At 27.9% G+C, this 14,006-nt stretch carries 12 protein-coding genes; 4 read left to right on the top strand and 8 right to left on the bottom strand.

Annotated features, from left to right (window positions below; all coding sequences use genetic code 11):
• Positions 1–118: 118 nt before the first annotated feature.
• From KGF52_RS12650 to KGF52_RS12640, 3 genes are all read right to left on the bottom strand, one after another.
• The gene (locus KGF52_RS12650; protein WP_227840419.1) at positions 119–2,203 is read right to left on the bottom strand and encodes an EAL domain-containing protein; all 2,085 of its coding nucleotides are present in this window, start codon (positions 2,201–2,203) and stop codon (positions 119–121) included.
• A 125-nt stretch (positions 2,204–2,328) separates the two neighbouring features.
• Positions 2,329–2,985 (bottom strand): GGDEF domain-containing protein, encoded by a 657-nt coding sequence (locus tag KGF52_RS12645; RefSeq protein WP_227840418.1) that lies wholly within the window; start codon positions 2,983–2,985, stop codon positions 2,329–2,331.
• Between the two features lie 565 nt (positions 2,986–3,550).
• Positions 3,551–4,729 (bottom strand): GGDEF domain-containing protein, encoded by a 1,179-nt coding sequence (locus KGF52_RS12640; protein ID WP_227840417.1) that lies wholly within the window; start codon positions 4,727–4,729, stop codon positions 3,551–3,553.
• Positions 4,730–5,148: 419 nt separating this feature from the next.
• Here KGF52_RS12640 and KGF52_RS12635 point away from each other — a divergent pair, with 419 nt between their 5' ends.
• Positions 5,149–6,600 carry a GntR family transcriptional regulator gene (locus KGF52_RS12635; RefSeq protein WP_227840416.1) on the top strand — a complete coding sequence of 484 codons (1,452 nt, stop codon included), beginning with the start codon at positions 5,149–5,151 and terminating at the stop codon, positions 6,598–6,600.
• Between the two features lie 350 nt (positions 6,601–6,950).
• Here KGF52_RS12635 and KGF52_RS12630 read toward each other — a convergent pair whose 3' ends face one another.
• The 5 genes from KGF52_RS12630 to KGF52_RS12610 all read right to left on the bottom strand — a co-directional run bounded on the left by KGF52_RS12630 (position 6,951) and on the right by KGF52_RS12610 (position 9,896).
• The gene (locus KGF52_RS12630) at positions 6,951–7,106 is read right to left on the bottom strand and encodes a hypothetical protein (RefSeq protein WP_227840415.1); all 156 of its coding nucleotides are present in this window, start codon (positions 7,104–7,106) and stop codon (positions 6,951–6,953) included.
• A 5-nt stretch (positions 7,107–7,111) separates the two neighbouring features.
• The gene (locus KGF52_RS12625) at positions 7,112–7,249 is read right to left on the bottom strand and encodes a hypothetical protein (RefSeq protein WP_227840414.1); all 138 of its coding nucleotides are present in this window, start codon (positions 7,247–7,249) and stop codon (positions 7,112–7,114) included.
• Between the two features lie 39 nt (positions 7,250–7,288).
• Positions 7,289–7,759, bottom strand: a complete 471-nt coding sequence (locus KGF52_RS12620; RefSeq protein ID WP_227828802.1) for a helix-turn-helix domain-containing protein — start codon at positions 7,757–7,759, stop codon at positions 7,289–7,291.
• 300 nt (positions 7,760–8,059) lie between these two features.
• Positions 8,060–9,157, bottom strand: a complete 1,098-nt coding sequence (locus KGF52_RS12615; protein ID WP_227840413.1) for a sensor histidine kinase — start codon at positions 9,155–9,157, stop codon at positions 8,060–8,062.
• 4 nt (positions 9,158–9,161) lie between these two features.
• The gene (locus tag KGF52_RS12610; RefSeq protein WP_227840412.1) at positions 9,162–9,896 is read right to left on the bottom strand and encodes a response regulator transcription factor; all 735 of its coding nucleotides are present in this window, start codon (positions 9,894–9,896) and stop codon (positions 9,162–9,164) included.
• 162 nt (positions 9,897–10,058) lie between these two features.
• On the opposite strand from KGF52_RS12610, the gene KGF52_RS12605 reads away from it, so the two are divergent.
• The 3 genes from KGF52_RS12605 (at position 10,059) to KGF52_RS12595 (ending at position 13,924) form a co-directional block, all read left to right on the top strand.
• Positions 10,059–11,525: an aspartyl protease family protein gene (locus tag KGF52_RS12605; RefSeq protein ID WP_227840411.1), complete on the top strand. Its 1,467-nt coding sequence runs from the start codon at positions 10,059–10,061 to the stop codon at positions 11,523–11,525.
• Between the two features lie 392 nt (positions 11,526–11,917).
• A complete protein-coding gene (locus tag KGF52_RS12600) occupies positions 11,918–12,400 on the top strand; it encodes a MarR family transcriptional regulator (protein WP_227840410.1) in 483 nt (160 codons plus the stop codon).
• Positions 12,401–12,688: 288 nt separating this feature from the next.
• Positions 12,689–13,924 (top strand): MFS transporter, encoded by a 1,236-nt coding sequence (locus tag KGF52_RS12595; protein ID WP_227840409.1) that lies wholly within the window; start codon positions 12,689–12,691, stop codon positions 13,922–13,924.
• Positions 13,925–14,006 lie beyond the last annotated feature (82 nt).

Here is a 14,006-nt window from a genome sequence, read left to right as displayed (position 1 = left end):
GTACAAAGCTATATAAAATAATTTCTATTATTTATTCTTTATTTTAGAATGAATCATGTCATATCGCTAATTAGTATATTTAAAATAAATATCTTTTAGAATGAATCATTTTACACCACTAATTAGTATATTTCTGAAACATAAGTTTTTCAAAATCCTTTATTGGTAATGGTTTAGAAAATACATAACCTTGTAACATATCACAGTTTATTTCTCTTAAAAAGTTTTTTTGAAAATTAGTTTCTATTCCTTCAGCTACAGTGGTCATATTTAACTTTTTTGATAAATCAATTATAGAAACAATTATATCTCTTTCCCGTTGAGAATCTAATCGTTCTGATTTAAAAAATGCTCTATCTAATTTTATAGTATCAACATAGATATCTTTAAGCATATTAATTGAAGAATAACCACTTCCAAAATCATCAATAGAACATTTAAATCCATTTTTATGAATCTCATTTATTATTTCACTAAACACTTTAACATCTTTAAATACAATCGTTTCTGTAATTTCAATTTCTATAAGATGTGGAGGGATAGAATACTTTTCAGCTATTTCTTTATATGCGTTAATAAAATTTTTGAATGAAAAATGATAGCGAGACATATTCACAGAGATTTTTAGCGCATTTAATCCACTATCAATCCATTTTCTTAAAGTACTACAAACTTCTTCAAACACATATAAATCCAATTGTACAATGAATCCATTTTTTTCAAATAAGGGAATAAATTCATTAGGAGGCATTATTCCTTCAACAGGGTGAACCCATCTTACTAAAGCTTCTGCACCACATATAACTTGGGTGGATAATTCTAGTTTTGGTTGTAGATAAACCTGAAATTCTTTTTTCTCAAGTGCCTCATACATTCTGTTTTCTATATTCTTCTCAAGTATAAGTTTTTCTTTATCTGATTTACTATAGAAATTAAAAATACATAGCTCATGATTTTCAATATTCTTAATAGATTTAGAAGCTACATTTGCTCTGTCTTGAATCTTTGTTATTTCCAAAGAAGTGTCATTAATTATATAGGCACCAGCAGTAAAATAGAGCATATATTTATAATCTTTGTTATCATTGAATCTATTAATATGTGTAACTATTGCGTTTAATCTGGAGTTGATATTTTTTTTATCTTCTTTTAGAAGAAGAGTAAAGTTGTCAGCAAAAATTCTAGTAACAAATTCACCTTCATTTAAATGTAATTTTATACAGTTGTAGATATATTTTAAAAGCTTATCTCCAGCAATATTTCCTGCTAAATCGTTTATTAATTTAAACTTTTGCATATTTAGCCAAACAAGAGTGTATGTGCCAGCTGGTGACAAACTTATGATTTCATTTGCTATTATATTAAACTGTGTGCGATTCATTCCACCTGTAGTCTGGTCAGTAAATGCTAGTTTTTCTAGTTCCTTATTATTTTCTTCAATAATTTTGTTTTGCTCAACTAATTTTGTAACATCTGAGTATATCAAAAGATAGATAGGTTTATCATCTTCCCAATCTATACATTCAGCTATGACTTGCATATGGACAATTTCACCTTTAAGATTCTGTGGAGAAATTGGAAAGCAAATATATTTTCCATTTCTAAAATCATCATAATATTTATAAATAGAGTCGAGGTAAATTTCTGAATTTATATCTTCTATTAAAAAATTTACTTTGTTTTTAAACATATCAAAATACTTTTTATTTGCATCTAATAGTTGGAAACCAAAATCAGTAACTTTAAATTTAGCAATAAGACCTGGAAAATTATTGTAAGTTACAGTTTGTTCTATTTGAGCCAGCATTTGTCTTGTAATATCAACCATAACAGAGTAGGAAACAGGGAATCCATCAACAACTTCTCCAGTTAAAAACCCCATTAATTTTATCCAAAGTTTTTTCCCATTACGATGTCTCATACGACCAAGGTGTTCGTATTTTCTCTCTCCCTTAGAGAAAGCTTTTGCGACATTATTCACAAGTTCATTCCAATCATCTGGATTTTCTTTGTAGAAAAGGTCACACTGGTTATGAAAAAGAGATTCATATTCCTCTTTTGTATAACCAAACATTTCATAATAACGATTATTAGCCCAAACCACAGTGTAGTGTTCATCAATTAGATGTTTACTTACGCTTACATCTAATGCGTTCATTAAGAAGTCGTATTCAATATTTGTAAAGTCTGTGTCTTTTGACATTATCGGGCCTCCTCCACAATATACATTTTTTATAGATTAATTTCAATTAAGCAAAAACATAATATATAAATTATTAATAATTTATATATTATAACTAGAGATATAATAATAGTTTTATTTGACTGTTACTTATTTTTAAGCTTATTTTCATACATCAAGGAGTCTGCTTTTGCTATTAAAGTTTCAGTATCAGATATTCCGTCCCATTCAACTAGTCCATAACTAATAGAAAGTGTATAAGGGTAATCTTCAGTGTTACTTAATTTTGATAGTTCATGGTTAATATCAATCATTATTTGCTCTGCTTGGGAAGTAGTTATCTTGTATAAAAGAAATAAGAATTCATCTCCACCATACCTAAACAATAAAGATTGTTCTATATTTATACATTTTTTTATTATTTGAGCAGTAGTGGATATGTATTTATCTCCAAACTGGTGTCCAAATTTATCATTTACAATTTTTAAATTATTTAAATCTGCAAAACATAAAGTAAATTCATAGTTATTAAATCTCCATTCTGATAGCTTTTTATTTGCAAAAGGCCTATTATAAAAACCAGTCAATAAGTCTGTATATACAGTATCACTCAATCTTTTAATTTCATCTTCTATTTTTAGACTTTCCAAATAATCTAGTTGGTTTTTAATATCATAGCCCTTAATTTGAGTGATTCTAAAGCTATATTTTTCTGCAATATAGTTACCTATTAAAACCATTATGGATGATTTAATTCCATATAACTTTAAAATTAATGTGTTTTCAACAGTATAGTATACCATTAGACTCAGGCACAAATATAGATACATTACAAACATAAGACTCAGTAAAAAAATTAAATTTTTTTTATCTTCTAAGATATTTTCAAAGCTAATCTGAGTATTTTTATAAATTTTATAATAAAAATATAATCCTGTAACAATAAAACTAAATGCTATAGGAAATACTCTGTAAATATTTGTAATAGAGTTACTATCAAATAAATATGATGGCATATCTAAGACTATCGAAATTAATGACCTGAAAAATATATTTATTGACAGACCAATAATAGTACAGTTTAATGAATAAAAAAAGGCTTTTATGTTAGACATGGAGTAAGTTACTTTAATCTGTGTAAATAAAACTAACATAAAAATTGTCCAGTTTATAATTAAATTTAACCTTAGATAGGTACAGATTAAAAAAATTGAATAATTAAATAAAGAATATATAATATATATTTTATATTTGTTTTTAGAGTTATCAGTTATAGTATCAAGATATTTAAAAAAATTATAGTGATAAAGATAATAAGATAAATAACATGGCAACGTTGTTAGGATAATTATCATATACATTTTCATTTTAGTTTTTGTTCTTTCTATGATTATTTTGTTTATCAGTATACATTCTAATATCTGCAGTATTAATAATTTCTTCTAGAGTCATTTTATTTTTACTAGATACCTCTACAATACCATAACTAAAAGATATCTGATTTTTCATGGTATTACGTATTTTATCCATGACTTCTTTTGTAATATTTTCACTATATTGAGGCATAATCACTATAAATTCATCTCCTCCTATTCTAGCAAATATATCTTCTGTTCTTAAATTGTCAATAACTATATTTGAGAAGCTAATAATGTAGCTATCTCCAGCCAAGTGTCCATATGTATCATTTATTGTTTTTAACTTATCCAAATCAATATATACTAATGAAAATAATAACTTATTATCAATATAAGATTGCATTTTTTCAAAAGCAAATTTTCGAGTATATGCTGATGTTAAATCATCAATATTAGCCTTTTTATTTAATAAGTCAACTCTTAATAATTGTTCATATTTTGTTATTTCTAATTTATGGTGTTCTTTTTCTAAATAAATATTTTTTTCAATAGAATATATATGATTAATAAATATAATTATTTGTAAAGCTAATAATATATTACTTCCAATTATAAAGTAGGAAGTTAAAGCCTTTGGAGGTGAAAGTATAACCTGTATGCTGTCAAACAAGATATATCCTATAGCAAACCAAATAAACTTTGAAAACAAATTAAGTTCTATATTATTTTGAACCAATATAAAAACATGTTCTTTTATTTTATCTATACAATACAACAAGATAAAATTTAAAGTATAAGCTATTAAAATACTAATTAACCTATAGTATGTATCCATATATAGGGTATATAAGCTTGTATTTTCCAATAGTGACATTACACTTAAAGTAATAAGGTGAAAAATACAAAAACTTATTACTGACATATTAGATATAAAGTATTTATTAGCATTTTTATTATTTATTAAAAATACCTTATGATTCATTAGATGAAATAATATATAAAATAGTGGTAATGGTAATTTTGTAAACATCATTATCAAAAAAATTAATGGTTTTATTAAAAATATTGATTTATAATTTTTATATGGTGATATAGTTTTGTTTTGGGCAGATAATATTCTGCATATATAAATATTACAGAATTCAATTATTGATATAATAGCTATAGCTAAAAAAATATAGTATTTCATAGTAAATCCTCTTTTAAAGTGAAGTTGTGTTTAATTAAAATAGAATAAGTCTAATGTATTCAAATTTTGCGAATTTTAGTTGTATATCTACAAATTGCTTTAATATGATTATATTTTTTTATCATATGTGTTTATGTTATAGAGTATTTCAATCTTGTTCACCCATTTTATATTACTACCATAATTCTATCTGTTTATTCTGTAAAATAAGTTAAACCATTTCATTGTTAAATATATGTATATATTCATTAGAAATTTGCATTATTGACAATTTTCTAACTCATTTATAAATAATGGTAGGATATTTTACAGTATTATAAGATTATAAAACTTAGACCATATATATAAATGGTTTATAATAATTATAGTTTATGGCATAAAAATAAGCAACTATTTTAAATTATTAAAGAGGAAAAAATATGAAAAAAAAACCACAGTATTTAATTATTTTTCAATGCTTAATTCAGCAAATTTATACAGGCAAAATTGTAGTTGGAGATAAACTCGGCTCCATTCAAAAAATGTCTAAAGAATATATGGTATCAAAAAATACCATAAAAACAGTAATTAAAATGTTATCAGAAGAAGGTTTTATAGAAACAAAAGCTGGTGCTAGACCAGTATTGATTCATAATGTAAGTGAAAAATTAGTGGAATCTGAATTGGTGTATGAGAAAATTTTGCAAATAGCAGATATGTATCAAGTTTTTAGCTTAATATTTCCTGCGCTTGCTGTTTATAATATAGAGCGATTTACATCAAAAGACTTGCAAGAATTATATGATATTATCAGCTATATGGAAAAAAATAATTCAAACCATTTTATATTTAGAGAGCAAAAACTAAAATATATAAATAAACTAATCAGCAAGTCAAATAATTTACTTATTCATTCTTTTTGTGATATTATTCAGAGTAATATAATGGTTTCACAAATAACCTATAGTATTGATAAATTAGATGATAGTTCTGTAGATTTTTTTCGAGATAAGTATATTGAACAAATAAAGCAGGTTTATTTATACGCATTAAATAGAAATTTTACTGAATTTAAACAATTATTAATTTATATGTATGAAAAAAATAGGGAATTTACTTTAGAAATTGTAAAAAAACATATTTCACAGGAGAAAGCTAGAGATGATTTTAGTTCTATGGCATTAAAAAATTGTTATCTATATGATTTAATTGTTTCTGATATCATATCTCAAATTTTTGAAGGAAATCTTAAAACAGGGGATTGTCTACCATCTATTAATTCTGTAATTAGTAAGTATAATATATCTCTTCCAACAGTTAGAAGTGCATATAATGAATTAAATGAATGTGGAATTGCTAAAACAATTAATGGAAAGGGAACATATATAACTCTTTTTTCTGAGTATACTGATGATTATATTAAAACAAAAGAAGGAGCTAAAAGATTAAAATTGCTTTTAGATGCTATGGAGTTTGTTACGATTACATTAGAAGATGTGGTGCTTTTAGTGGGTGAGAATATAGATTCTGTGATGATAGAAAATATAGAAGCTCATTTAAGACATCTACAAAAGAATTCTGAAGAATGTAATATCTATCCAGATTTCGTTTTGCTATGTAAAATAGTGGACTGTTCAGAAATTTATATAATGCAAGAAATATTTATGCATTTAAAGCAATATATTGTATTTGGGATTTATATAGAGCGATTTTTTCCTGAAAAATACCCCGAAATTTTAAAAACACGTTTCGGGATATGTTTTGAAATATTGATGTACTTAAAAAAAGGTGATGTTAAAGGATTTTCAGTAGCATTTTCAAATCTTTTTAAGAAGTCTTTTCAACAATTGAAAAAATGTTATGTCTATATAGAAAGTATAATAGAAGAGTAAAGTTAAAAGTATCATTAAAGACAATATAGAGATAGTATAAATTTTATTTATCTTGTACGTATAATAGGCTAGATAGTGGATTTTTTATGGGTGGAGTAGTTGAAAGCATCCATTATTAATTTTTAAATGTTTATTTAACAACAATACATATTTTACTATAAAAAAAGGTTCACTATAATTATGGTGAACCTTTTTTATTATTTATCAGAATTAGATTTTTTATTTATATGGGATAAATAGTAACTGTCATCAAAAATAATTAACATACACTCTAAAATTATTATAAAATTTCCAACTCCATATACAGTCCAATATTCTTTAAAATGAAGGTAAATCTCCCTTCAATGCTATTAGATTTGTAATAAACGCATAGAATTAGCACTTCTAAAAGCACAACCTCTATTTAAATATCTATCATAAGCCTCTCTATCGTATTTAGTTATATATGTACATAAACCTTCTTCATAATTATCTCCTTCAAAATCTACAAAATGAGATAAATACATATATACTACCTCATCATTGTATTTTGGAGCTCCTCCTCTTGATTTTTTCTAGCTGCTGACATAGCATATGAATTTGCTGTTGTTGCTACGAAAAAAGTAGTTGCTAGTGTTAAACTTAATACCTTTGATTTAGTTTTTTTCATTTGTTTTCCATCTCAAATAACTTTACATTATCCTACGATTTAATTATTTATAGAATTTTTATCAACTTTATACTTATGCTTTAAATTAATAGTAATAGCAATTGCTGTTGCTATTATAAACTCGCTTAATATTACACCTGGATTCCAAATTTCAAAATAGAAGTGCCCAATAATATATATAGCGAATGCAATTAAGTATGTGGCTAGACAGCTTAATACAATAAATAAGATTTTATCCTTTTTTATTTCCTTTTCAACTAACTGCTGTTGCTGTTTTTCTAGAATTTCTGTTCTAATTGATATCTCATCTATTTCAGATGGCTTCAAAAGATAATCTATTGTAACATTAAATATTTCGCTTAAAGCAATTAACTTTTCTGTTTCTGGAACAGATTGACCTGTTTCCCATTTTGATATACTTTGTCTTGATACATTAAGTTGTTCTGCTAAATTCTCCTGAGATAGATTATTTGCTTTTCTTAGTTTTAAAATTTTTTCAGATATATCCATTTTATTTTCCTCCTCAATCTTTATTCTAAAATATTAACAAATATACAAGTTGCACACTATCAATCCTACTATGTTTTTTGTCAACTTTGAGTTGCATCTTTGTAATAATAGGCATTTTATATAAATTTTATTATTTGATAAAGTAGCTTAAAGTTATGAATTCAAGAAAATTTTAATATCTAAGTATAGTACAGGGGATAAAATTAGAGGAAAGAATATTTTGGTATAAGCTTAAAATATTACTAATTACTAAATAAAACTCCCAAGTTCATTTGAATTTGAGAGTTATTTATTGCAAAACTAGACTTTATGTTGTCCCAATGTGATTTGAAATGATGTACCTTTTCCAATAGTGCTAGAAACTGAAATACTACCTTCATGTGCATCAATAATCTGCATAGAGATAAATAAACCTAATCCTTTACCTTGTATATGATGGTTTTTGCTACTATAGTATTTATCAAAGATGTCACTTGTCATCTCTACATCCATACCAATACCATTATCAGTAATATCAATACAAGTTCCTTTAGATGTTTGTTTTAAAACAACATTTATTTCTGTTCCATCAGGATTGTGTTCAACACAATTTATTAAAAGGTTATAAATGGCTCTGTACATTAGCATCTCATCAATAACTAAATGCAACCTTCTCAAGTCTGTATGAAATTCAAATATCTGATTTTCTGATTTTGGATTGTTTGCTACATCAGCAATGAGTTTTTGAAGAAAGGCAACCATTTCAACTTGTGTGTGCTTAAGCTGTATCTTCCCAGAGGAATCTATAAAAAAAGTCAGGCTTAAATCATCTATTAACTTTTCGATATATACTCCCTTTTTATATATATTATTCAGAAATGTCATTCTTTCTTCTTCACTAAAATTGTGGTTTTTATTAAGCAGTAGAGAAGAGTACCCATTGATATATGACAGTGGCGTTTTCAAATCATGTGATACACCAGCAAGCCAATCAGTTTTTGCCATTTCCAGCTTTTCTCGTTCAATCTCAGTTTCTTGAAGCTTATTGCCTAAAGCTTTTATATTTACAATAACTTCCTTATACATAAAGTGGTACCATTTTAACTTTCCATTTTTGGTAAAAGCTTTTTCAGCTATTATATAATCTCCTTTTGATAACTTGCTTATTGAACCAATTATCAAGTAAAGTGGTCTAACAAGAAATAAACAAAAAAGTATTCCTCCTGTAATAAAGCAAAAAGCAATTATAAGTATGCTTGGAAAATAGTCAATGGACGAATTAATTACATATAAAGGTTTAGATGCGCTTTCAGAATATATCAACTGAGTAAGTAACATAAATAATGTTACGAAGTACACTAGGAATATAAAGAGACCTACTGTAAAGTAGGCAATGAAACGAAAATATAGTTTTTTCAATATATCAACTCCCATCTGGTGGTATGAACTTATAGCCAATTCCACGAAGGTTTGTAATAACCTTGTATGGTTTATTATCATCTAGTATCTTTTTTCTAAGCTTGGATATATGTATTGTAACAGTCTTTTCATCTCCATATCCTTGTAGTCCCCAAATTGTATCATACAAATGTGATGTGGTGAAGACTTTATTAGGATTTTGGCAAAAGAATTCCATCAGTTCAAGTTCTTTGGCTGTACATTCGACATCCTGATTATTTACAGTAAGTATACCACGTGTCATATCAAGGACTATATAGCCATAACGATAAATCATAATACTTTCTGAATGAGTATTTAATGCTGAACGTTCGAGTTGTTGACGTCTAAAAATAGCCTTGATTCTTGCTACAAGTTCCATTGTATTAAATGGCTTTGTTATGTAGTCATCACCACCAATGGCAAGTCCTGATAACTTATCGTAATCACCAGTTCTGGCAGTTAGAAATATGATAGGTGCTATGGTTTGTCTGCGGATTTTTGTACATAAGTCAAATCCACAATAATCTGGCAGCATTACATCAAGAATGATAAGGTCATATTGATTGTTTTTTATGCACTCAAGAGCTTCGGTGCCTGTTGATACACAAGTAATATTATGATATTGCTCTTTATTTAAGGTAATTTTCACTAGTGTTAAAAGCCCTTCTTCATCATCAACAATAAGTATCCTTTCGGGGTTTTCCAATCTGTCATTCATAATATTTCATCTCCCAGTATACAAAAATAGTATCATCATAATATCATACATACAAAATGTAATCAACAAATATTCTTTTATTTTTACCCTCACTTTACTTTTATTTTACTTTCATATTGTATCTTATTTAGTAAGGATAAAGATAAACATAGGAGGTAAAAGATGATAAAATCACTGAAATTAAGAGGATTATGTGTTCTATTATGTGGGGTCTTGATTGTTGGTGTAGCTACAGGATGTGCATCTCAAAATACATCATCAAAAAGTTCAAAAGTTAAATCAACACCTAAAAAAACACAAGAAGTTACCTGTGTAAATTATGAAAAACAGGTGAAAGAATTTAAGGAAAAATATGCCAAGAAACCAAATGATGAGGTTATAGGATTAGAGTATGCTCAAATACTATTTACATTAGGCGATTTTGCAGAAGCACAAGAGATATTAAAGCCATTAGCAAGTTTAAAAAAGGTCTCACCAGAGGTTATTTATCTTTCAGCGCAAATAGAACATCTGAATGGAAATTATACACAAGCTGAAAAATTATACAAGACTCTAATAGAAGAGTATCCTGATAAATTTAAAACAAAAGCTGAAGATGGATTAGTATTGACATATTACCAAACAAATCAATATGAAAAAGCTAGCAAGTTATCTTTAGAAAAAGAAAAACAGAATAATGCCATACTAGAAATGATGCAATCTTTTGAAGATAAACAAGCAAACCAAATTAACTGGAATGGAAAAGAAGAAAGTGCTATTCCATTTGTAACAAGTGAACCCCTACCTGTTGTTCCAGTTGAGATAAATGGAAAAAGAATAAATGCTTTTATTGATACTGGTGGTGCAATGTTTGTTGCGGATAGTAAACTTGCAAAAGAGCTTGGTATTAAAACAGCTTCAAAGAAAGAAGGTACATTCCAAGGAGGTAATACCACCGAAGTTGGTTTTGGTCAAGTTGACTCACTTACTATAGGAGATGTAAACATGAAGAATGTCCCTGTAATGATGGGTTCATTTGAGGGATTTGAAGAAGCATTTAAAGGTAATGCGTCAAATGTTCATGGCGTTATTGGTATAAGTGTATTGAAGGAATTTATACCTACAATTGATTATTCTAGTGGCCAGTTGGTATTAAGACCTAGAAATGAAGTAGGTATGGCCAATGCCAATAAAATGCTTGCCAACGATAAAGTATTAGAAGAGATTTCATTCACGCTTGCTTCTACTCATTACATGTATGCTAAAGGTTCAATAAATCAGAAAAGTGGAATGAACTTCTTTATGGATTCAGGGTTTGCTAATGGAGAAGGTGCTGGAATGCAACTACCTAAAGAAACAATGGACTTAGCTGGGATTCCAATGCCTGAGTTAAAGTCAGCTTCTGAAGGACAAAGTAGTGGAATGGGAGGAAGTGATTATAAAGACGGTACTTTTGAAATCTCATCATATAGTCTAGGTAGCTTGCAACTGGAAAATGGATTTGGGAACTATACAACAGGTGAGGAATCCAGATATTATGAGGAGGTTGGATTCTTTGAAGATGGTTTGATAGGTCATAATTATTTTAAGAATTACAAATGGACAATGGATTTTGATTCTATGAAGATGACATTCAGTAATTTGAAATAGTACATAGACTAAAGACTAAACAGTATATAAATAAAACTTAGTTAACACTGCCTTTTATTATAAAAACTATTATTAAAACATTACATGTATTTTAACAACACGACAGTACAAGAGATGTATTGTCGTGTTGTTTTATTTATAATATAAATTATTTGTAAACCATTTAATTATCTTAATCATCATTCAAATTTATGTTTACTTGTATAGTTGCCAACACTTATATGATATTGATTAAATCTAAAAGAATGTAGGTTTAAATTAGATGATTCTGTTTTCCTTTTTTTATGTTTATATATAGTTCGATTTCTAAAATAATTATTTTAACATTGTTGAAATAGAAACAAAAGTTTAATATAATATTGTTAATGCACTAACAGGTGGGAGGATAGGCTATGAATAAAGAAGAACAGGTCATAATGGGTTTCAGGGACTTATTAAACAAGATGGTTTGGCTTAATAAATTTAAGATGGAAGAAAGTCTTAAAGGTTATAAATCTTCTGAAGTACATTGTATCGAATACATTGAAAGAAATGTAGATTGCAACGTGACAAAGCTTGCAGAGCACTTTTATATGACTAGAGGTGCAATAAGTAAGCTAACTAAGAAACTCATAAAAAAAGGAATTATCGAAAGCTACCAGAAGTCTGATAACAAGAAAGAAATTTATTTTAGACTTACTGAACAGGGGAAAGCAGTTTATAAAATTCATGAGGGACTGCACAATGAGTTTCAAGAACGTGATAAAGCTGTATTTGAGCAGGTAACTGACGAACAATTTGATATTATGATTGGCTTTGCGGAAAATTACAATAGGCATCTGGATGCAGAAATAAAGAAACAAGGTATAATATTAAGTCAAAATAAATTAGAATAAAGAAATTGAAACTATAGACAGCCCAACTCTATTGAGAACGGGCTGTATTTTTATTGCTATTATTTTGTTGACAAGGAAACAAAATGGTGGTACGATAAATATGTTTCCAAGGAATCAAAATAATAAAGAGATAAATATATTCCCTAGGAGTTGAAGTAATAAAAAAAAGAATATGTCTTCAAGGAATTATAATAATGAAAAAAGTAAAAAAGTAAAAAAGTAAAAAAGAAATAGAAGGAATGTGTTTCTGAAGGAAACCAAATTATACTTTTTGAGAGGAGGATTTAAGTGTTTATATTTAAATCAAATAATGAACAGAATACAGAACAAATTGTAAATAAAAAGGCTTTGATATTTGGTCTTATATCTGCGTTTCTTTGCGGAATCGGGTTCACTATCATAGCACCTGTTGTTCCATTCTTAGTGCAACCTTATACAAATAGTCCATCAGAACAAACTATAGTTGTTACAATGCTAACTTCTGTTTATGCAATCTGCGTGTTTTTTGCAGCTCCTGGGCTTGGAGCTTTGAGCGACCGATATGGACGTCGTCTATTACTCTTATCATGCCTTTTGGGTTCTGCAATAGGGTACTTAGTTTTTGGAATAGGAGGAGCTCTATGGGTACTATTTGTTGGACGTATAATAGAAGGTATAACAGGTGGTAGCATAAGCACTATCTTCGCATATTTTGCAGACATCACTCCTAGAGAATATCGAAGCAAATACTTTGGATGGGTGAGTGCTTTTTCAGGTGTAGGCTGTGTTATTGGTCCAACTGTAGGTGGATTACTTGCTAAGTTTGGTTATTCTGTACCAATGTACTTTGGGGCAATAATAACTTTATTGAATGTTATTTATGGATTCTTATATATGCCTGAGAGCCTTGATAAGAAGAATAGATTAAAGGAGATTACACTTGCAAGGCTAAATCCATTTATACAGCTTGCAAATGTACTTTCTGTAAAAAACTTAAAAAGGCTACTTGTATCAGCATTCTTACTTTGGATACCAAATGGGTCTTTACAGTCTGTCTTTTCACAATTTACAATAGATACTTTCAATTGGAAACCCGCACTAATTGGACTTGTATTTTCAATTATGGGTATCCAAGACATCATTTCACAAGGTTTTATAATGCCAAAGCTTTTGAGAAAACTCAGTGATGCACAGATAGCCATTCTTGGAATGATTTCGGAGATTATAGGTTACAGTTTTATTGCAGCATCGGCACTGTTTTCATTCTATCCTATTTTTATTGTTGGAATGTTTATATTTGGTTTTGGCGATTCTATCTTTGGACCTTCATTCAATGGGATGATATCCAAGTCTGTCGATTCTAGTGAACAGGGAAGGATTCAAGGGGGTAGTCAATCTATTCAATCTTTAGCGAGAATAATTGGACCTATCATTGGAGGTCAAATCTATGTGTCTCTTGGTCATGCGGCACCTGCTTTTATGGGCATGATACTTATAGCAGTGGCAATATCAGTTTTGTATAGGGGAACACATGCAAATGTATAAACTTTGTAAAATCTAATAAGTAAAAATTCAATTTATGGAGCAGTTGATTTTAATAGATTGACTGTTTTTTTGTATTATATTA

The sequence above is a fragment of the Clostridioides sp. ZZV15-6597 genome, from assembly GCF_020657815.1.
In the GTDB taxonomy this organism is placed as follows: domain Bacteria; phylum Bacillota; class Clostridia; order Peptostreptococcales; family Peptostreptococcaceae; genus Clostridioides.
Note: the sequence above shows the minus strand (reverse complement) of the source record. Positions and strands in the feature narration are given on the sequence as shown.